23 protein-coding genes are annotated in these 20,793 nt (G+C 32.0%); 7 read left to right on the forward strand and 16 right to left on the reverse strand.

Annotated elements, in window-relative coordinates; genetic code table 11:
- Positions 1–10: 10 nt before the first annotated feature.
- The 7 genes from ABD745_RS09905 to ABD745_RS09930 form a co-directional block, all read right to left on the reverse strand.
- Positions 11–2,203, reverse strand: coding sequence for a peptidase domain-containing ABC transporter (locus ABD745_RS09905; RefSeq protein WP_344828774.1), 2,193 nt, complete (start codon positions 2,201–2,203; stop codon positions 11–13).
- An 85-nt stretch (positions 2,204–2,288) separates the two neighbouring features.
- Complete coding sequence (locus ABD745_RS21545) at positions 2,289–2,477, reverse strand: bacteriocin-like protein (protein ID WP_425549789.1); 189 nt, start codon at positions 2,475–2,477, stop codon at positions 2,289–2,291.
- A 28-nt stretch (positions 2,478–2,505) separates the two neighbouring features.
- Entirely contained in the window at positions 2,506–2,703 is a 198-nt protein-coding gene (locus ABD745_RS09910; RefSeq protein WP_344828776.1) for a bacteriocin-like protein, read from the reverse strand.
- Between the two features lie 105 nt (positions 2,704–2,808).
- Positions 2,809–4,314 carry a vitamin K epoxide reductase family protein gene (locus ABD745_RS09915; RefSeq protein ID WP_344828778.1) on the reverse strand — a complete coding sequence of 502 codons (1,506 nt, stop codon included), beginning with the start codon at positions 4,312–4,314 and terminating at the stop codon, positions 2,809–2,811.
- A gap of 125 nt (positions 4,315–4,439) precedes the next feature.
- Entirely contained in the window at positions 4,440–5,531 is a 1,092-nt protein-coding gene (locus tag ABD745_RS09920; protein WP_344828780.1) for a thioredoxin-like domain-containing protein, read from the reverse strand.
- Positions 5,532–5,533: 2 nt separating this feature from the next.
- Entirely contained in the window at positions 5,534–6,613 is a 1,080-nt protein-coding gene (locus ABD745_RS09925) for a TlpA family protein disulfide reductase (protein WP_344828782.1), read from the reverse strand.
- A 70-nt stretch (positions 6,614–6,683) separates the two neighbouring features.
- Positions 6,684–6,896, reverse strand: a complete 213-nt coding sequence (locus ABD745_RS09930) for a bacteriocin-like protein (RefSeq protein WP_344828784.1) — start codon at positions 6,894–6,896, stop codon at positions 6,684–6,686.
- A 243-nt stretch (positions 6,897–7,139) separates the two neighbouring features.
- Here ABD745_RS09930 and ABD745_RS09935 point away from each other — a divergent pair, with 243 nt between their 5' ends.
- Positions 7,140–7,529, forward strand: a complete 390-nt coding sequence (locus ABD745_RS09935; protein ID WP_344828786.1) for a helix-turn-helix domain-containing protein — start codon at positions 7,140–7,142, stop codon at positions 7,527–7,529.
- A gap of 152 nt (positions 7,530–7,681) precedes the next feature.
- Here the strand turns inward: ABD745_RS09935 and ABD745_RS09940 are convergent, their stop codons facing one another.
- The 4 genes from ABD745_RS09940 to ABD745_RS09955 form a co-directional block, all read right to left on the reverse strand.
- Entirely contained in the window at positions 7,682–7,867 is a 186-nt protein-coding gene (locus ABD745_RS09940) for a bacteriocin-like protein (protein ID WP_344828788.1), read from the reverse strand.
- Positions 7,855–8,163 (reverse strand): bacteriocin-like protein, encoded by a 309-nt coding sequence (locus tag ABD745_RS09945; protein ID WP_344828790.1) that lies wholly within the window; start codon positions 8,161–8,163, stop codon positions 7,855–7,857. The genes ABD745_RS09940 and ABD745_RS09945 overlap by 13 nt, the downstream gene beginning before the upstream one ends.
- A gap of 176 nt (positions 8,164–8,339) precedes the next feature.
- A complete protein-coding gene (locus ABD745_RS09950) occupies positions 8,340–8,585 on the reverse strand; it encodes a bacteriocin-like protein (RefSeq protein WP_344828792.1) in 246 nt (81 codons plus the stop codon).
- A gap of 113 nt (positions 8,586–8,698) precedes the next feature.
- The gene (locus tag ABD745_RS09955) at positions 8,699–9,136 is read right to left on the reverse strand and encodes a T9SS type A sorting domain-containing protein (RefSeq protein ID WP_344828794.1); all 438 of its coding nucleotides are present in this window, start codon (positions 9,134–9,136) and stop codon (positions 8,699–8,701) included.
- Positions 9,137–9,259: 123 nt separating this feature from the next.
- On the opposite strand from ABD745_RS09955, the gene ABD745_RS09960 reads away from it, so the two are divergent.
- The 3 genes from ABD745_RS09960 (at position 9,260) to ABD745_RS09970 (ending at position 13,535) form a co-directional block, all read left to right on the forward strand.
- Positions 9,260–11,110 (forward strand): tetratricopeptide repeat-containing sensor histidine kinase, encoded by a 1,851-nt coding sequence (locus ABD745_RS09960; protein ID WP_344828796.1) that lies wholly within the window; start codon positions 9,260–9,262, stop codon positions 11,108–11,110.
- Positions 11,107–11,718, forward strand: coding sequence for a response regulator transcription factor (locus tag ABD745_RS09965; RefSeq protein WP_344828800.1), 612 nt, complete (start codon positions 11,107–11,109; stop codon positions 11,716–11,718). Before ABD745_RS09960 ends, ABD745_RS09965 begins: the two co-directional genes overlap by 4 nt.
- A gap of 98 nt (positions 11,719–11,816) precedes the next feature.
- Entirely contained in the window at positions 11,817–13,535 is a 1,719-nt protein-coding gene (locus tag ABD745_RS09970) for a CocE/NonD family hydrolase (protein WP_344828802.1), read from the forward strand.
- A 396-nt stretch (positions 13,536–13,931) separates the two neighbouring features.
- Here ABD745_RS09970 and ABD745_RS09975 read toward each other — a convergent pair whose 3' ends face one another.
- The 4 genes from ABD745_RS09975 to ABD745_RS09990 form a co-directional block, all read right to left on the reverse strand.
- The gene (locus tag ABD745_RS09975) at positions 13,932–14,894 is read right to left on the reverse strand and encodes a DUF3810 domain-containing protein (protein ID WP_344828804.1); all 963 of its coding nucleotides are present in this window, start codon (positions 14,892–14,894) and stop codon (positions 13,932–13,934) included.
- A gap of 88 nt (positions 14,895–14,982) precedes the next feature.
- The gene (locus tag ABD745_RS09980; protein WP_344828806.1) at positions 14,983–16,428 is read right to left on the reverse strand and encodes a sugar MFS transporter; all 1,446 of its coding nucleotides are present in this window, start codon (positions 16,426–16,428) and stop codon (positions 14,983–14,985) included.
- Between the two features lie 41 nt (positions 16,429–16,469).
- Positions 16,470–17,198: a lysophospholipid acyltransferase family protein gene (locus ABD745_RS09985; RefSeq protein ID WP_344828808.1), complete on the reverse strand. Its 729-nt coding sequence runs from the start codon at positions 17,196–17,198 to the stop codon at positions 16,470–16,472.
- 3 nt (positions 17,199–17,201) lie between these two features.
- On the reverse strand, positions 17,202–17,660 hold the full coding sequence (locus ABD745_RS09990; protein ID WP_344828810.1) for a GtrA family protein: 459 nt from the start codon (positions 17,658–17,660) through the stop codon (positions 17,202–17,204).
- Positions 17,661–17,891: 231 nt separating this feature from the next.
- Here ABD745_RS09990 and ABD745_RS09995 point away from each other — a divergent pair, with 231 nt between their 5' ends.
- Positions 17,892–18,155, forward strand: a complete 264-nt coding sequence (locus ABD745_RS09995) for a hypothetical protein (protein WP_344828812.1) — start codon at positions 17,892–17,894, stop codon at positions 18,153–18,155.
- 196 nt (positions 18,156–18,351) lie between these two features.
- On the opposite strand, the gene ABD745_RS10000 is transcribed toward ABD745_RS09995, so the two are convergent.
- Complete coding sequence (locus ABD745_RS10000; RefSeq protein ID WP_344828814.1) at positions 18,352–18,717, reverse strand: helix-turn-helix domain-containing protein; 366 nt, start codon at positions 18,715–18,717, stop codon at positions 18,352–18,354.
- A gap of 196 nt (positions 18,718–18,913) precedes the next feature.
- Between ABD745_RS10000 and ABD745_RS10005 the strand changes: the two genes are divergently transcribed.
- Positions 18,914–20,458: a hypothetical protein gene (locus tag ABD745_RS10005; RefSeq protein ID WP_344828816.1), complete on the forward strand. Its 1,545-nt coding sequence runs from the start codon at positions 18,914–18,916 to the stop codon at positions 20,456–20,458.
- A gap of 10 nt (positions 20,459–20,468) precedes the next feature.
- Positions 20,469–20,705 (forward strand): hypothetical protein, encoded by a 237-nt coding sequence (locus tag ABD745_RS10010; protein ID WP_344828818.1) that lies wholly within the window; start codon positions 20,469–20,471, stop codon positions 20,703–20,705.
- Positions 20,706–20,793 lie beyond the last annotated feature (88 nt).

The following is a 20,793-nucleotide window of genomic DNA, read 5'->3' on the forward strand; positions in this document are numbered from 1 at the left end:
TTGTGTTTAATTAATTACCTAATTCCAATTGATTTTTTACCAATCTGTAGTATTCTCCTTTTAAAGATACCAATTCGGCATGATTACCTTCTTCTACGACTTTTCCTTTGTCCAAAACAATAATTTTGTCGGCATGCTTTACTGTAGAAAGTCTGTGTGCAATAACGACAGCAGTTTTCCCTTTGAAAAACTGTTCAAGATTTTCCATAATTACTTTTTCGTTATTGGCATCCAATGCAGAAGTAGCTTCATCAAATAAAATATAATCCGGAGATTTGTAAACAGCTCTTGCAATGAATAGTCTTTGCTTTTGCCCGCCACTCACTCCAAGACCTTCATTTCCGATTTTTGTATTGTAGCTTAAAGGTAATTCTTCAATAAAATCTTTAATATTTGCGATTTCTACGGCTCTTCTTAATTTTTGTTTATCAACATAATCTTCGCCGACAGCAATATTATTGGCAATTGTATCATTGAAAACATAACCTTCCTGCATCACAACTCCACAATGATCTCTCCAGAATCTTGGAGAAATATTTTTAAGTTTTGTATTTCCAAGTCTTATTTCTCCTTCGGTAGGTTCATAAAACTTCATTAACAATTTTAATAGGGTAGTTTTCCCACTTCCGCTGGCTCCGACAATAGCTGTAGTTTTTTGATAGGGGAGACTTAGATTTAAATTTTCGAAAACAGCAGCATCTGAACCGATATATCGGAAAGAAAGATTTTCTATTTCGATATCTTTTTCAGGAAGTTCATGGGCGTATTGTTCATCTTTACTTTCCTCGTCGTCTTTGTCATGAATTTCACCAAGTCTTTCAAGAGAAATTTTAGCATCCTGAAACTGTTTAATAAAATCAATAAGCTGTAATAATGGGCTGTTAAGCTGACCGATAATATATTGAACGGATAACATCATTCCTAATGTCAGATTCCCTTCAAGAACAAGTTTTGCAGAAAGAAAACTTACCAGTATATCCTTCATCTGGTTGATGAAATTACCTCCGACAGATTGCCATTGCTCTAATGAGAGTGATTTTATTCTTAATTTAAATAATTTCACCTGTAAAAACTCCCAGTCCCAACGCTTTTGTTTTTCGGCATTGTGCATTTTGATTTCCTGCATTCCGTTGATCAATTCGATCACTTTACTTTGCTCCTGAGAAACTTGTGAGAATCTTTTATAATCAAGTTCTTTTCTTCTTCCAAGGAAAAAACTGATCCATGCGATGTAAGCTGCAGCTCCGATAAGATAAACTATAAACAGCCTGTAGTCATAGAATAAAAGGACAATACTGAAAATAACCAGATTGACCAATGAAAACAGAGTGTTCAGAGATGAGCTTGTTAAAAGCTGCTCAATTCTGTGATGGTCGTTGATTCTCTGCATAATATCTCCGGTCATTCTTGTATCAAAGAAACTTATAGGAAGTTTCATGAGTTTGATAAAGAAATCTGAGATAATGGAAATATTAATTCTCGCAGAAAGATGTAATAAAATCCAGCTTCGGATTATTTCGATCCCCATTCTTCCAAAGAAAAGCATGACCTGGGCTAAAAGAACAAGATAAATAAAATTAAGATCCTGATTCTGAATACCAACATCCACAATACTTTGTGTAAGGAAAGGGAAAATAAGCGAAAGTAAACTTCCTGCCAAAAGTCCCATCGCAAGCTGAATAACAAGTGATTTGTATTTTAATAAATATTTTGATAAAAACGTGAAACTGGCTTTACTTTCACTATCATCAAATTCGGTTTGAAAAAAAGCAGGAGTTGTCTCTAAAATCAAAACTATTCCTTCTTCTGTTTTTTCTGTGGCATTTTCACCGATCCAGAGTTTGATAAATTCTTCTCTTGTGTAAGTAATCAAACCATATGCGGGATCTGAAATATATACTTTATTGGTTTTATCAATTTTATAAACAACTACAAAGTGATTTTTGTTCCAGTGAACAACACAGGGCAAAGGAACTTCTTCAGCAAGAGATTCAAAATTGATCTGAACTCCTAAAGAGCGAAAACCCAAGTCTTCGGCCGCATCACTCAAACCGAGTAAGCTGCTTCCTTCTCTGGTAGTTTCTGAAAGGTTACGAATTTGTTGTAAGGAAATGCTTTTGCCGTAATGTTTGCTTACGATACGAAGGCATGTAGGACCACAGTCTTTGGAGTCTGGCTGGCGGTAGAAAGGAAAGGATTTCAAAATATATATTAAAAATTGGAAGTCAAATTTAAAGAAAATTATCAGTGAATTATTCACTGATAATTATGTGTTTTATTGAAATTAATTATAGTCCATAAGCAGAAACACATTCTCCTCCAACTCTACAACCCAATCTGTTTCCATCCGCATCGGGGCTAGACATTAGACAAGGAGGAGCGTTAAAGTTATTATGACATAATTGAGTGTGTTCTTGTGTAAACCCTCCTTTTACTGATTTTAAGTTTGCTCTTGAAAGTTTTTTTAGATTTTTCATAGTAATGTAAATAATATTTAGTTTTTAATTAACCGAAAATTGGATCGATACATAATGTTCTTTTACATTGTGTACCGCTCATACACATTGCTGTACATCCGTTTAGACAGATCACTTCTGTAGAATTAGTGCAGTACCATCCACCCATACCATCACTTACCGGTGGACCATATCCACCCTGGATTGTTCGTAAACCTTCTCTGGAAATTTTCTTTAGATTTTTCATAGTTGATAATTTGTTTTGATTTTCCTACTCTTTTATAGCTTTTCGGATTCCGCTAAAAATTTTTCCTAATTTAGTGAATTTTGTATAACGAAAATTATTTTCATATTAAATTTCTTCATCTTCTGTTAATTCATCAATAAAATAATAAATATCGTCACGATCATATTTATCAGGGAACTGATATCCATTGATTAGAATGATAGGAGTGAAGTTAAGACCTGCATTTCTATTTTCTACAGACATTTCCACTAAAGGTGTTAAATCTTCATTGTTTGAAGTTGTACCGGATTTTTGTCTGATTTTATTTTCATCCCTTGTTTCAAACCAATATTCTACAAGATGTAAAAACTCCTGCATAGGTTTGTTTTTGTAAGTGTACATAAAGTCGGAAATCAGGTTTGTGAATTTCTCATTCTGCTGATCCGGAGAATAGTTGAATCTCATCTGAACAGAAATATCATTAGGATACTTATTCAACAGGTTTTCCATAATTTTATGAGCATCTTTACAGAATCCGCAGTATGGATTTGAAACAACTGAAAGGCGAAGTCTTGCATCTTGGTTTCCAACTGAGAATGTTTCAGTGTCGGTAAAAGTTATTTTTTCGTTTTCTAAAAGTTCTCTTTTGAAAAGATCATAATTTCTCTTAAACCTCAGATTTTTGGCATTTGATTTTTGTAGATTTTCTTTTTCTCCAAGGGTATTGTTTAAATATAAAACTAATGAAAAAGAAGCGATCCATAAAATAAGGCTCAACAAAGAAGTTTTTATATCAAAATGAATATTTTCAAAAAGGAATAACCCGATGATTAATTGAGCCACTAAAACCGAAATAATCAAAAGACAAACACGGCAGAATGTTTTTTCTACAAAGCCCTGAATGTATAATGAATAGCCAATTGCAATAACCGAAGCAAATGTAAATCCTTTAACTACGAAAGAGGTTGCCGGTAAAAACAATCCTAAAACGGTAATTCCAACGAAATAAATTAACGAGAAATCTGAAAATTTCAGTCCAAGAATGCTCGTTTTATCCTGGTTGATAATTTTGTTGCATGAATTCACAGCCTGTTTCCCTGCCGTATCACCGCAAATACTTCCGATAACGGTGGATGTGTTTCCGAATTTCTGATTAAAAATTTCCAGAGAAATATAAACTCCCGCCAATGAAAGAATATTAAACACTGCCTCATACCAAGCCTGACTCAGGAGCGAGTATATAGCAATTACAGCAAAAATAGCGTAGATAAAAGGTTTGTAACTTGTAACAGATTTTTGCTCTACTTTGTCTTTTTCGAAAAGCAAAACAAAATCGGTAGATTTTTTATGAAGATCTTCCTTGTTTAAAGTTTTTGATTTATCTGAATATATTGAATATTGAGCTCCTGTTTTCTTAACCAAAGAGAAAGAATTATCGACAATAGCGATGAATTCTTCAGGAAGTTCATCCCAGTATTCTTTGTCTAATTCATAGGCATCATTTCTTACTCCCATAAAGTTGAGAGTGTCACTAAAAGCTAATGCTGAAGGGTAATTAGGATGTGAGTTGAACTGGAAAAGAAACTCTTGTTTGTCCAGTTTAAGGTAGTTTATGAGTTTGTCCAATAGCATATTAATTTTTTATCTAAAATACGGAGATGTTTGAAAAAAACAAATATTTTTTCAATTTTATGTGATTTATGTTTTTTGTCTCTTTTATTAAGAATTTTTAAAGAGGAATGGGTTTACATTATCCATTAATTTTTAATAAAATCCTCCAAATTTTTCTCAGAAGACAGGCCGACAGTAGATTTTATAATTTTTAAATTATTATCAACCAATACAGTGTATGGAATTGCTCCGTTAAGTCTGAAATGCATCTGTATTTTTTCATAATTAGGATCTTTATCGTTAACAATAAATTGATTCCATCCCATTTGTTCTTGATTGAGAGCTTTTTTCCATGCATTTTTATCTTCATCAATTGAAACGGAAACAAACTCTAATGATTCGTTCTTTGTATTATACATTTCTTTCAAAAGAGGAATTTCCCCTCTGCATGGTCCGCACCAGCTTGCCCAGAAAACTACCAAATGTTTTTTATATTTTGGATCCAGAATTTCATATTTTTTTCCATTTACGTTTTCTAGTAATGGAAGCAAAGTGTTTTTCTCGTCATATCTTTTCTTATTATAAGCAGATAGTTTTTTATATGTTTCACTTTCTGTAATATCACCTTTGAAGAGTTTTAGATATTCATCAATTTGCATTGGAGAAAAACTATTTTTATTATCATTAATTTGATATAATAAATGATAAGAATATGGATATTTATTAATCTTTTCTTTTACAGTTTGAATCATTTTGCCATCTATCTTATCAAATAAATCACCATCTATATTGTAATATGCTTCTGTTTGTCTACCTGCCTTTATAGCAACACCAGAAACATCTTTTATATTATATGGTAACTTATAACCTTTTATTGGAGGATTTTCTTTAAATTTTCCATGGAGAGAAATAATTGTATCAGAATAAAAAACGTCTGTACTCCATCCTGGAGTACCTTTATACTTTGCATTTGTGGTAAAGGAAAAAAATCTCAATATTCCTTTTTTATCGATGTGATTTACCTTAATATATTTGGGTTCTTTTTCATTCCATTTATGGGTTATAGTAAAAATACCCTTTATAGTTTTAGCACTATCAATCCTGTCGCCCTCAGGATTAGAAAGATACATAATCCCATCAGGTAAATTTGGAATATTTCCATTTATAACGGTCTGCTTTTCATCATTCTTACACGAAATGGTGAGAATAGATATAACAACAAAAAAAATATTTTTCATTTTTATAAATTTTTCTCCAGAAAACTCTCAAGCTCTTCAGGTGATATATTTTTTTTAATAATAATTCCTTCTGAGTTTAAAAGAAATGTTGTTGGGAATGCATTAATATTATATTTTTTTGTTTCAGTTCCATTCTCATCTAAAAAATGTAACCATGAAAGATTTTTTTCTTTTATAACTTTTTTCCAGTCATCAACATTTTTGGTTTGATCTGTTGATATTCCTATAATTTCTAACCCTTTATCCTTATACTGTGTATAAACTTCTTTATACTTTGGAAAATCACCTAAGCAAGGTCCACAATGTGAAAACCAAAAATCTATGAGAGTATATTTTTTATTACTGTTTTTGAAATTATAATTTTTTATAATAGTTTCAAAAGGAAACTTTTCTCCAGTTTGTATTTTTTCGAGAGTCTGAATTTTGTTTGATAACCTTTTACCAGTAAAAGATCTTTTTGTATCATTAGGTAAAGAGTCGAATATTTTTTTATACCAACTAGAGTAGTACCAATCATTTTCAATTTTATAGATTAAATACCAGATAATCAAATAAGGGTCTTTATTTTTTTTAGTATACTCATAAATTAAACTGTCTCTTTTATCCTCATTATTTCTAATTGCCTGATCGTAATATATCTTTTTTTCAGAAGGGAAAATATTGTTGTTGGATTTTACATCATTAGAAATATTTTTATATATTTTGTCTTTTTCAATTTCAAAATTATTTAATATATTTTTTAAATCTTCATCAGCTTGTGGAAAAAGACTTTTAGTACTTTTAAGATTAATGGTATTTTCTCTTTGATGTAATATATAGATTCCATAATTTTCGTTACAGTCTTCAGAATATATTTTGAAAGCTTGTGGAAAATCAATTTTACCTTGAGAGATATATTTGTGGTTTTTATAAATAAGTTTTGGAATTTTCATATTGTAGTATAAAGAATCCCAAATAATTCTTTCGAAAATTATCTTATTGCATTCGTCTTTATTCGTAATATTTAACTTATAATCTTTTTGTTGAGAAGAAAAAAGATTAGAAAATAATAAAAACGAACAAAAAAATATTAAATATTTCATCTTAACTATTTAATTATTAATAAGGCTGAAAATAAAATTATCTTCAGCCTTTGTTAAAAAGCTTATATAGCTATGCGCTACATGCAAATGTCCATTTATTATTCCCTAAATAGCAGTTTACACATCTTTTTGGATAATAGCAAACAGCAGGATCACAATCAACAGCACATGCACCTATAGCACCATTATCATCTCCTCCAGCATACATTCCAACATTTGGTGCTAATAATCCACCAAATACATTTTTTAAATCTGTTCTCGAAATTTTTTTTAGATTTTTCATCTATTTAAATTTTTTAAATTAATAATTTGCTTTTTGTCATACAATCCCTGACATGGGTTTTTACTGATCAGTTTATCTATATCTGTACATATATAGATAAATTTTAAAAGCGCTTTATCAATATTGATTTTCAAAACTAAAAAAAAAAAATTCATATAAGTAAGATATGTTTTGCAATTTTCTTGCGATTTTCTTGCAAATTTTGCGCAAAATTTGCATACATTTGTTGTAAACACATTATAAATGATACACGAAAAATTAAAAAAAATTCGAACAGAAAAAGGCATGTCTCAGGAAAAAATGGCAAAAATATTATCAACGGATATTTCCAGTTATTCTCGTAAAGAGAATGGTAAGACAAAAATTCATGATGATGAATGGGAAAAAATGGCAAAAGCATTAAATGTTCCTGTGGAAGATTTAAAAGGGAAAGTTGCTGAAGGAATTGTACATAATAATAATTCTACTTTTAATGATAACTCTGGAAATTATAATCAGTATTACACTATTCCCAATTCTATCATAGAAAATCTACAGGATTATATAAATCTTTTGAAAGAAGAAAATCAGTCACTAAAAAAAGAAGTTGAAGATTTAAAGCAGGAAAATACCGCTCTAAAATCTCAGAAATAATTTTAATAAGTGCTTAATTTAAAAAGCATCCTTCAAGAAAGTTGAGAAACAATATATGCTTCTCAACTTTTTTAATAATAACAATTCTGTATTAAAAAGAGATACCTGAACTTCTCTTATTTTTTATAAATATTTGCCTTCTTAACTGATTTCTATATACAGGTTGTACCAAATTCATGAGTTGAATCATCTTCGTAACCTGCTTGCCACGCTTTGCAGCACATAAGTCTGGGATCCCAACCAATGCAACCTGCCGGAGCACGACCTCCTTGAACAGTTTTTAAATCTTTTCTGGGAATTTTTTTTAAATTTTTCATACTAATTCTTAAGGTGGGCATGCTTGGCCAATTGGAACACAGACATTATTAGGACATTTAGAATATCCTTTTGGGCAAGGGCAGTTTTGTGGTATTGGCGCACCTACAACATTATCTGTACAAGTTGCAGCACCACCATTCACAGATTTCAGTTCCTGTCTTGAAAATTTCTTTAGATTTTTCATAGTAATTCTGTTATTTAATTTATATGCAAATTTCGTTGTTCGGTTTGCAAATACCATTACATAATTGCTCTCCTCTTTTGCATTTACAAAGTGCTGGAGGAAAAGGACCACTGCAGTCAACCCAACCTCCATTTACTGACTTTAATTCTGGTCTGGATAATTTCTTTAGATTTTTCATAAATAGTTGTTTTAATTTTTCCTACTCTATTTAAGCTTTTCGGATTCTGCTTTTTGATGTTTATAAAATTCTCTATAATCAATAATGAACAAAAGGTACTTTCTTACAAGTACTTTTATCAGTTTATCATTTAAATCATAGGTGGATAACAAGTACCTCCAAGTCCATTTCTGCAGCCCCATTGTCTATCTTTTTGATAACAAACATTGGTTGCACTGCCACAAGTCTCTACCTGAAACTCCGTAAATCCTCCACCAATTTTTTTCTTCTCGTCTCTTGTAAGTTTCTTTAAATTTTTCATAAGTATTATTTTAAGTTTTCCTACTCTCTTAAAAACTTTTCGGATTCCGCTTTTTTGATAATTCCGGATAAGCATTTCCTTGACTAAATCAATGAAATAGTATGTATAGATATTTTTGTATTTGCTGATCGATAACTAATATTCGGGATTTTGTGATACTTGCCTTTTGTTAATTACTGTATTTTTTGTTATTGTCTAATAAGTAATGATTCAGTTATAGTTGTACTTGGTGATACTACCTCCACTTCAATCAAGTAATTTCCCGGGCTAAGATTAGATACATCAATAGAATAAGAATTTGTCGGATGAATTTGTTGCTCTTTTTTCACATTACCCGATAAATCATATATGATATATGTAGTAAATTTTCTCTGTAATGGCATCAAATAGATATTTAAATTATTTCCTGTCTGTTCCGTAGCCAAGCTTACAGCATCAGAAAGAGTTCCGCTTCCGCCGCCGCCATTATTGGAGGCTCTGGTTCCGTCACCTTCCGCAGTATTCATATTCATAGGGCAGTTGGTACATGCTTGGTCAGCTTGATTAGGTAATCCTGTAGTTGCTATGCTTTGCCCAAAATATAATGAGCATCCAAATAAAAAAAATAGTGTAGTTTTTACCATCATTCAATGATTTTATGTAACAAAAATATTCTTATTACATTTTATATGCTATACCATAAATATGGTATATTTACTTGTATGATGAAACATTTTATATTATTCTGCTTATTTACCGGCACATTTTTTATGGGCCAGAAGAAAGATCCCGAGATTGAAGGAATGCTTACAAAATACAGGAGTAACCTGATTAAAGATTTGGATTCTTCTATCTATTATATTAATAAGGTAAAAATTATCAGTGAAAAAAAAGGCGATAACTTTTACCTGTCAAAAGGATATTATGGATTGGGATATTGCTTTTATCTAAAAGGAGAGATAAAAAAAGCTCAGCGTTATATCAATACATCTATACCAATTGCCGTTAAATCAAATAATTTTCAAACTCTGGCATTAGCTTATAATCAATTGGGATTCATTAAGAATAACGAGAGTAATTATGAAGTTGCCATACAACTGTTTCTGAAATCATTAAAAATATCAGAGAAAAACGGACTTAATGAAAAAAGTATTGTTTTAAAAAATTTGGGAAACCTGTTTTTATCTCAAAACGATTCTGTTCAGGCGCTTAAATATTATAATGAAGATTATCAATTTACAAAGGAGAAGGAATTAATCGCAGAGCAATTTGGAAGCTGTAGTAATTTAGGTATAATTCTCCGAAAGAAAAACCCTGATTTGGCGTTACAATATTTCAATACCGCTCTTTCAATAGCCAAACAGCTGGATCACAAAAAATGGCAGTATGACAGTCATATTAATTTATCAATTCTTTTTATGAGTAATAATAAATATAAAGACTTTGATAAAACTATATCACACCTCAATGCCGCTAAAAAACTGATTGAAGATATTGGCGATTCCAGCTTATATTTTTTATACTATTATAATTTCGGTGGATATTATTACAAAAAAGGTCAATATCCTGAAGCGATAGATTATTACCTCAAAGCTGAGAAAATTGCCCAGAATCCTATTATTTCTCTTGATGATAAAATTTCCTTAATGGGTGATCTCAATACTGTGCTTGAAAAAAATGGGGACTATGAAAAAGCTTATCGGTATCAGAAAATCTACAATAAGCTAAATGACAGTATCTTTAGTGTAGAAAAAGCTAAAAATATCAATGAAATTATTACTAAGTATGAAGTTGATAAAAAGAATAATCAGATTCAGTTATTAAATCAACAAAAAGAGCTGCAGGAGAAAAAAAGTAAATTGGTAATAGTTACTTCTCTATTATTTATTTTTATACTCATCGGATTTTTATATTTTGGATACAAAAGATCACAGTTTCAGAAAAGACTGAGAAATCAGGAAAATATTAATCATCAGCAGGAAAAAGATAAATTATTACAGGAGCAGGAACTTAAAGAGATGAGTGCACTTATAAAAGGGCAGGAATTTGAGCGAAACAGGATTGCCAAAGATCTGCACGATGGAGTTGCAGGAGATTTGGCAGGGATAAAACTGTTATTGGCGAAAGAAAATGTAGATCTTAATAATAAAAATTTAGAAAAAATCCAGGAAAATCTTTCTGATGTGTTTCGGGAAATAAGAGAGATCTCTCACAATCTGAGCATTAATAACCTCAAAGAAAAGAATCTCAGGAATCTCTTATTGGATTTGGAAACCAGCTACCGGAAAAGAAATGAATTCAATTTTGATGTTCATATTTATCCTGAAAATGCTGTCGATGATATAAGTGAACCCCAAAAAATAAATATTTACAGGGTTTTGCAGGAATTACTGAATAATATTTCAAAGCATGCGAAAGCGACAGAAGTAGAATTATCGATTAACAGACATCTTGATGATCTTAATATTATTATCACGGATAATGGAGTAGGATTTTCTATGGATAAAAAAGGAATGGGACTGAAAAATATTCAGGAAAGGTTAGAAATAATATCCGGGGAAATTAACATACAGTCAAACACAAATAAAGGAACATCTGTACTTATTGAACTAAAATTATGAAAAACACAATAAAAATTGCCATCATAGATGATCACCTCATTTTTTTGAAGGGTCTCATCATGCTTTTGGAACAAGATGAAAATTTCGAGATAATACATGCTTACAATAATTATTCTGATCTGCTGAAAAATATAAAACTTCAAGAACCCGATATATTAATCACCGATATATCAATGCCGCAGATCAATGGAATCGAGCTTTCTAAAATGGTGCGCAAATACTATCCGGATATAAAAATTATGGTAATGAGCTCTTATTCTAATATGGTTTCTGCTGCCGATGTTGATGGTTATTTGCTCAAGGATACAGACTCTGAAATATTAATTGAAAGCATAAAAAGAATAGTAGGGAAGAATGAGAAAGTATTTTACAAAGACTTTCAAACCACAGAAAAATATGATTTTAATAAAAGTATTGTAAGCAAAAGAGAAAAAGAAATTATTGATTTTATTGGTAAAGGCTACACAACTGACGAAATTGCAGAAAAACTTTGTATTAGCAAACATACGGTAGAAACACACCGTAAAAATATTTTTAATAAACTTCAGGTAAATAATATTGCTGCTCTTATAAAGAAATCAATTACTTTGGGACTGATTGATGTTTAACAGAAATCCAGTTGTGAAAGAAGTGAAAATAATATCTTTACATCATAAAAAATTAAGCATCTGAATTTTAGGTGCTTTTTTTGTTGCTATATTTAAAGATGAATAAAAGCTTTCTCTTATTTTTTCTTTTCACGTTTGGTTTTGTCTCTTCTCAAAAAGGAGATCAGAAAAATTTCGTCATTCAGGACAGTGTTATCATTAAGACAAAAGATCATGGAGTGCTTTCCCTGATTTTGATTTTAAATAAGAATAAACTTCCACAAAATACGGTTTTAGTTAATACAATTTATCCCGATCCGAAAAATATCGATCTGGTAAAAAACTTTGTGAATAACGATTATGCCGCAGTAATTTTACATTCAAGAGGAAAATATGTAAGTGAAAACCCGATCGAACCTTTCGAACATGAAGCAGATGATATCAATGAAGTTATAGATTGGATTGTAAAACAACCTTGGAGCAACGGGAAAGTGGGAATGATTGGCGGCAGTTATTTGGGATTCAGTCAATGGGCAGCCGCTAAAAATCTTCATCCGGCTTTGAAAACTATTGTTCCTGAAGCTGCAACAGGTGTCGGGACGATGAATTTTCCGATGATTAATAATATTTTTTCGTGCTATTCTATGCAATGGCTGGATTATGTAACCGATAATAAAACAACAAATTCCAAAAGTTTTTACGACCAAAAAAAATGGAACACAATTTTCAAGACTTGGTATCAAAGCGGACTGCCTTTTCGTAAGCTGGATTCCATCTGTGGAAAGCCGAATGATATTTTTCAGCGTTGGCTGGATCATCCGAATTATGATGAGTACTGGAAAAAAATGATTCCTTATAAAGATGATTTTGCAAAAATCAATATTCCTATTCTTTCGACAACAGGATATTTTGATGCAGATAAATCCGGTGCTTTATATTATTTTCGACAGCATAATAAGTATAAAAAAGAGAATGAACATTATCTGATTATCGGACCTTACGATCATTGGGGAGCACAGGGTTTTATAAAAAATGAATTGAACGGATACAAAATTGATCCGGTTGCATCAATCGATTTAAATAAAATCTGGCTGGAATGGTTTGATTATATTTTTAAAAATAAACCGAAACCATCTTTCTTGAAAAATAAAATCAATTATCAGGTCATGGGTACGAACGAATGGAGAAGTGCAAAATCCATGGATGTTTTTGAAAACAATAAGGTAAAATTCTATCTTAATAATGAACAGGGCAATTTATCTCTGTCAAATCCAAAAGCTAAAAGTAATAATTTTTCGACTTTAAAAATTGACTTAAAAGACAGAACGGACGCCGATGAATTATTAGGCTTAAAATATAATATCGTAGACAATACTATTTACACAAAAAATAATTTGCTTTTTAAAACAGAACCTTTCACAAAATCCTTTGAGTTTAAAGGTAATTTTTCAGGAAACCTGGTTTTTTCTGTTAATAAAAAAGATGTTGATCTTTATCTGAGTTTATATGAAGAAACAACGAACGGACAGTATTTTCTGTTATCCAGTTATGTGACAAGAGCCAGTTATGCAAAAGACAACAAAAAAAGAATGCTTCTTGAAGTTGGAAAAGTTGAAAATATTCCTGTTGCCAATAATGATTTTATCAGCAAAAAAATAGAAAAGGGAAGCAGATTGATTTTAATGGTTGGATTGATAAAAAGTCCTTATTGGCAATTGAATTACGGAACAGGAAAAGAAGTGAGCACTGAAAAAATAACTGATGCAAAAGAACCGTTGGAAATCAAGTTTTATAATAGGAGTTATGTGGAATTTCCTCTTTTTGAAAAATCGAAGTAATATTTAATTATTAGTAACGGAAATTTAATTTAAAAAAGCACTTATCCAAGAATTCAACTTGTATTTTTGTAAACATAATTTATTTAGTTATTTTTATTTTTTTTAAACAATCATTTGATTTATTGTGATGTCTCGATATAATTAGAGCTAATTTTGCCTTTTCATCAGTTGTTGAAGGGATTGTTGACAAATAAAAGAATTTTAAGTAAACTCAAGACAACTTAAAAAGTCTTAAAGTTTTCATAAAGTTGTAAAAAAAAGATGAAATGTTTTTGTATTTCTAAAATATGTCGTACTTTTACAACGCCTTGAATGAGGGAACAAGTCAAGGTAATAAATTTTTTTTCATCATTTGTGTTTTTAGAATCGTATCGCCTGATACGATTCTTTTGTTTTTTAGACCTTTTCGTAATTAAGGAGAAGATAGATGAAATAAGAATATGTTATAGCGCCTTCCTGTTGATTGCTTTTCAGGAAAAGATTATTGGTAAATCCGAAAAACTCGTCCAGCAATCCCTGATGCTTTAGTATAAAAGCTTTTTCATAAGCTCTGTCTTTTTTCATTCCAGGTGAGTAATTTTTCAAAACAGATTTTACAAATTCCTGATCTTCATCAATGATGAAATTCAACAGACTTTTTAATGTAAAATATTCTGTACTGTATCGCAATTCTGCATTTTTAGAATCAATCCCGATTAAATAACCAACGAAATTGGCTTCCTGTTCTCTTGCGAATCCGAGCTGATGAGAGCTCTCATGAGCAGAAGTGAAAGGAATGTAGGTATTGGGTAATTGGGAGTTAAATTGAGCTTCTGCCGTAAATGGATTATAATAACCAAGAATTCCTGTAAAGTTCATTACATTTTTAAAAATACTGGGCTTGAAGGAATTAATTTCCGGAGCTTTTTTATTGGAAATGTTTTTCGGCAGCTGCGCCTGCTGAGAAAGAATCTCTTTTTGAACCTTTTCCAGATCTGTAATAATGAAAATTCCATTCTTATCTTCTTTTACGAGCGCTCTCGTTTCTTTGCATTTTTCCAGATATTTTAAGGCTAATATTTTTGCTTTTTCTACAGTAGGTTCTTCCTGACCCGGCAATTTCTTAATAATCGGAGTCTGAAAATACAGCATTCCCCAAAATATCTGGTAAGTAAAATAAAAAATATTAATGATGATAAAAACTCTTAATAAAGAAGTGCTTCTGCTTTTCTTTTTAAAACATTTAATCACAGAATAAGGAAGAAAAATCCCCAATAAAATATAAAGAAGATCTCCAATGGAAAAAGGAATCCAGAAGAAAATAATCTGGTGAACCGTTTTCTGAATTTCAAAAAAGTGCTCAAAAAATGAGATCATCATTCCTGATTTTGAGAAAACATAAAACAAAAGAAATTGGGCAAGTAATAAACCCGCCCAAAATCTTTTTTTATATATTATTTTCGTAGTATTAATGACCACTTCCTTTCGTGATTTTATCAAGGTCAATTCCCTGAGATTTTAAGATTCCGGTTACTCTTATTGCATAGAAAGCAAGATAAGCAAAACAGATTACTCCTACAATATAGCTGAAGTGAATATTGGTAAGATCTGCCACATATCCCTGAAGAAGACTTACGATTCCACCTCCCATAATCATCATAATTAACAATCCTGAACCTTGGTTAGTATGTTTTCCAAGTCCGTTGATCGCTAAAGCAAAAATACATGGCCAAAGTGTAGAACAGAATAGACCGACACTTGTAAAAGCATAAACAGAGACCATTCCTGAACTTGCCATTCCGATTAATAAAGCCGCGATACCTGCAACAGAGAAGATTAATAACATTCTTGCAGGGTTACCTTTACTCAAAATATCACAGATGATCATTGCAATAATAATAAATCCATAAATATAGAAGTGGGAAAGGTCATGTTTTGCAATGGCATTTACCAGTAAGAATACTCCAAAAGCTAAGTAAGGAGCCAAAAATCTTAAGATTTTTTTGAAGCCCGCACTTATGTCAAAAGCTTCAACAGCACCAGTCCAACGACCGATCATTAAAGAAGCCCAATATAAAGAGATGTAAGGAGCTACATCTTTAGTTTCAAAACCTAAACTTTTTTCCATGTAAGCGGGAAGATTACTTGCCGTAGAAACTTCTACACCTACATAAACGAAAATAGCAATCATTCCTAAAATCAGCTGAGGATATTGGAAAGCTGTTTTTCTGTGTTCTCCCGGAGTTGTATCGTCCGTATCTTCCAAAACTGTCGGAGTGATAGCCGGAAGTGATGAAAACTTAAGCATAATGGCTACTAAAACAAAAGCTACTCCTAAAATAAGATAAGGAACTTTTACACTTTCAACACTTACATCATTATTGGCTACAGCTGCAGAGCCAAAGATTGCAAAAGAAACAATAAGAGGACCGATAGTTGTCCCGAGATTATTGATACCTCCTGCCATTGTTAATCTCTGAGAACCTGTTTCAGAAGGTCCTACTTCAATAGCTAAAGGATTGGCAACAATCTGCTGTAATGAAAACCCTAATCCTACAATAAAAAGACCGGAAATCATTAATGGGAATGAAGCCATATTGGCTGCCGGATAAAACAATAATGTTCCTGCTGCCGAAATAAGAAGTCCTACAATTAAACCGTTTTTATAACCGATTTTATTGATTAAATCCTGTTTCAGACCTTTTGAAACCGCCATGTAAATCAAAGAGCCCACAGTATATGCTACATAGAAACATATCTGAACAAGCATACTTTCGGTTTGGGATAGATCAAAAGCCTTTTTGAAAACAGGGATCAGGATGTCGTTGCTTGCCGCCACAAAGCCCCAGAAAAAAAATACAGTAACTAACGGAATGAATTGCCCCCAATTAGTTTGTTTAGAATAATTTGACATATTTGTTGAAAATTTCTGAAAACAAATATATATTATTTCTATTAATTATAGTGTTTTAACAATGCTTTTTTTATTGTCTCAAAAGCAGACAATTTAAGCTCTTTCGGTGAGTCTGAAGGGGCTAAAATTCCGTTAAAATACACTTTTGCTTTACCGGGATAACCTTTTGAGCTGTCAAACGGAAAAATTTCCTTTAATCCGATAAAAGTAAAGATGACGATGGGCGAATTATGTTTCGAAGAAAGTGTAAATGCACCGTCTTTAAATTCGTCCAAAATAATAGAAGTATCATCAGGAACTCCGCCTTCCGGAAAAATTACAATGCTGTTCCCTTCTTCCATTTTTTCGGCACATCTCCTGTAAACATCGGCACGGCTTCTTGCGCTTTTACGATCCACCATGACACATATCCTTTTATATATAGTACCGAAAATCGGAATTTTTACCAGTTCTTTTTTTCCGACAAAACAAATAGGATGATCTGCGCACAAAATACACATCAGCATAATATCCATAATCGACGTGTGATTGGAAATGAAAACATACTGTTGATTCTTATCAAGTTTCTGGGTAGAAAGTTTTGTGAGTTCATATCGTAATCCCATTCCGAAAAATATACAGTAGCTCCAGCATCTTATGAATTTGTAGGCATATTTGTAATGTTTTTTATTGAATGATAAAATATAAACAGGGATTCCAAAAAGGATGGTAAAGACAAATGCTAACAGCAACAGCCAGAATCTCCAAAGGTAATTTAAAACTTTTGTCACAATTTATCCGTTAAAGATTACTTTTTTCTTGATAGAATAATTAAGAATGGAAACTAATAGAATTGCTGCGATCTTACTGGTTATTTCCGGACTTAAAGTATAAATGATGAGATCAATATTATCCTTAAATATATAACTGTAAAAAATCTGGAAGAAACCGAGACTTAATAAAGTTGAGATAAAAGAGACTACCATAAAATAAGCAAATTCTTTCCTCTTGGAATGTTTTCCTCTTTCGAAAACAAACCAGATGCTCAGAAAGTAATTGCTGATGATTCCGCAGCTTGTAGAGAAAATATTACTCAGCGGATAATGGATTCCGTGGAAATTGGTTTCGCGCGGGAAAAAGTGGGGAAGGGAAGTACTGAAGAACTTAAAGCTCCCGATTTCCACAATAGCACTCAGTCCACCTGCAATAATGAAGAACAGAACCTGTTTCTGGCGTAGTATTAAATCTCTCATTCGATTTTTATGATATGCAAATTTATAACTATATGTTAAACAGTGAAAAAAGATGTTAAATATTTTTTTTGAATCAAAATAATTTCTAAATTTAATTTTCAGAATGATGTAAACCTGACCTGATAATAAATTCATTTTCAACTGTTTGTGTTGATGGTTTTTTCTATCTTGTAGTGCGTGATTGAAAGCATATTATCAAAACATTTTACGACCACACTTAATAATATTTGTATGAAACGTCAAAACAAATACAGAAAATTCCAGCTTCAACAGCAAAATATTGAAGCTCTTGAAAGAGAAAATACACGCTTCAAACGGGTGTATTCCGAGTACGAAAATATGTCTAATGAACTTTGGAATCTGGAAAACTCCAATGGTGAACCCGTGCCTGATGATTTTATCAATGCCATGATCCTTCAGACTTCCTATCTGGAAGATGAGATCGAAGATTGGCTCGTACAGTTCAACGATAAAAAGGCAGAAATAAAACAATGATTATACATTTTGCACCGGATAATTAAAAAGAGAGTTAACAGTTTTTATGGTTAACTCTCTTTTTATTTTAAGTGTCATGCTGAGCCTGTCGAAGCATCTTAAAAAACTTCCAAAAAAACTTAGTACCGCAATGTCACGCTAATAAAAAAACATTTAGTATTCGCAATGTCATGCTGAGGCTCTCGAAGCATTAAAACTACTTACTTTTCAATTCCTCAATCTCCGCTTTCAGATCTTTGATCTGTTGTTCGTAAATTACAATGAGTTTTTGCGACAATTCTGAATTTTCATGATAAACTCTATTATCTACTCCTTGATATCCTGTAGATTGTTCTTTTATTTCTTGACTAAAATTTTTTGGAGAATCAGTTTCCAATAATTCATTTAATGGAGTTTCCAAGATTTTAGAAATATCAACCAGTCTTTCAACCGTCAGTTTTGTCTCTCCCGTTTCTATTTTTCGGTATGCCGAAGTACTCAGATCCAGATCATGAGCCATATTCTCATAAGAGAAACCTTTTTTACTGCGGATCTCCGCTATCTTTTTGATAATCTTTTCCATAATAGTAAAAATATTTTTCGTAAAAGTAATAATTTTTCCGTAAAAGTAAGCTGTGCACCAAGGTATTAATTTTAGTTTTGAAAAAATAAAAACCACAAAAAGAAAATTTTTTTAATCTTTTCCAACCCAAAGACAAAATAATGCATCTATAGTATTAAAAGAATTATATTTAACCCATAAAAACAAACAAATGATTATGACGAAAAAATTAATTTCGTGGCTGTCAATACTGACAGTTTTTCTGACCTTACTTGTGTCCTGCCAACAGGAACTTCTGCAAACCGAACAGGAATACGGTTCGCAATTACAAAAAGCGACCGTGGAGCGTGTGCGTCGTGAAGAGTTGGAGCAAAAATATCCTAAAGTGATCGATAGGCTCAAAAAATTAAGTCCTAAAAGCCTTTCTTCAAACAATAGAATCTATACAGATACAGAAAATGAATTTTCTATAAATACCGATGAGACCTATATTGTAAAGGATACAAAGGGTACCATAACCTATACCTTCAAAATCGAAAGAAAATCTGAAAAGGATGAAGGGTCTTTGGAAAACCTTATCCTGAAAGACCTTGGAGATGGTAATTTCTTCGCCTATTTTATTAAATATGACGCTGTCGCGCTTAGCAACAGCCGCGAAAAACCATTGTCTACGGAAGAGCTTACCCATCATATTTCCTTATATGCAGTAGGAAAAAAGACTTCTTCGGAAATCTTTGGAAAGCTGGATTCCTGCCCCATGGTTTTTTATCCTGTAGGATCTTATGTATATGTTCCGGGACAGCCTTGCGGAGGTATTGAGCATCATGCTTACGGGCAGCCCTGTCCCCATGCGGGAACTGCATTGGCAGCGACGCCTGGAGGTTATCAGGTAATATATAGTATAACGATGCAGGAAAGTGGCGGAGGCTGTGGCGTAGGAGGGTTTGAACCTTCTTCAGGCTCCGGAACGATAGGAACCACACCAACGCATGGCGGAGGTGGAGGATGGAATGGTACGTTTATAGATGTTACAGATCCGTGTAATATTCTTAAAAATGATCTGCTGCTTGCTAAACAAATTATTAACAAGACAAATATTAAAGCCCAAAATAATGCAATGACGGCAACTATCGTTAATGATGATAATGAAAAAGGTTTTTCTTTTGGCAAGGACAGCAACGGCGTATATCAGGTCAGTTCCGTTATAGAATTGGGAGTTAATGGAGGAAGTATTCCATTAACAGGGCTTGGTTTCGTAGCAGAAGGAGATTTTCATAACCATAACGGACCAACGGCGCCGCCCTGCCCGTCTCCTCCTGATATGTATGATATGTTTACTGCACATGTTGCACTTCCCTCCTATTTTATTAGATTTGTAAACGGAAGCGACGGATCTATGTATGCGTTAACCATTAACAGTGAGAGTAATATGGACCAATTTATACAGGATCATCCTAAAGATACAAGTGTAGATCTATATCACCCTACCAATAATCCGAATGGAAATAACTTTTGGAAAGATAATTCAGATATCCATGAAGATTTCATGAAAGTTGCCCAATATTTTGTTAATAAAGATGAAACCCAATCTAACGCATATGCTTATGGTATGGCGTATATTACACAGAAATATAATATGGGAATGGTCATCAGCCAAAAAGACAGCAGCGGAAACTTTAGACCATTAGGAATAAAATCGAAAAAAAATCAGCTTAATCCCGAAATAGATGAATTTGAGGTTGTTCATCCTTGTAATCTTTAAAAATATTATCATGAAAAACATAAAGTTATTTATCTTGCTCATTACTATGATTTTCAATAGTCAAATGAAAGCACAACAACCAATTGACACTTTAAATTACATAAAGCAGTTTGAAATAAATAAAGCAAATTATGTAAATAAGTCCTTTTCATATCTATTGAGCCAAATGAGCGAAATACAGCCGAAAACTGTTAATAGTTTTATTAATATATGGAAAAAAGATTTAGTTGCAAATTATGGGGCTTAAAACTAATTGTCTAAAAGAAAAGGATACCAAAAAAGCCCTAAAAAGCCCTAAAATACGATAAAAATTGCCTTTTTTTGAGGTAATGTTT

It is taken from the genome of Chryseobacterium ginsenosidimutans, from assembly GCF_039536845.1.
In the GTDB taxonomy this organism is placed as follows: Bacteria; Bacteroidota; Bacteroidia; order Flavobacteriales; family Weeksellaceae; genus Chryseobacterium; species Chryseobacterium ginsenosidimutans_B.